Below are 256 nucleotides of genomic sequence, written 5' to 3' on the forward strand. Positions count from 1 at the left end.
GCCAAGGTCGGCACGGGCTCCCCGCGCCGGGCAGCCCAGCTGCGTGCCGCCCGCCCCGACCTGGACGTGGTGGATATCCGCGGCAACGTGGACACCCGGCTAGGACGGGTCAAGGGGCTCACGGGCGAAGAAAGGCACGAGGGAAAGCACGCAGATCTCGACGCCGTGGTGCTCGCCGCGGCCGGGCTGGCACGGCTGGGGCGCACCGAGCACGTCACGGAGCTGCTGGATCCGTCGGTCATGCTGCCGGCCCCCG

The 256-nt window shown here is 73.4% G+C and carries 1 pseudogene; it reads left to right on the forward strand.

What is annotated here, in order from left to right:
* A pseudogene (locus AC5RV2_RS19310) lies at nucleotides 1-256 on the forward strand (hydroxymethylbilane synthase); the annotation flags it as partial.

The organism is Arthrobacter sp. Y3225116, assembly GCF_059091245.1.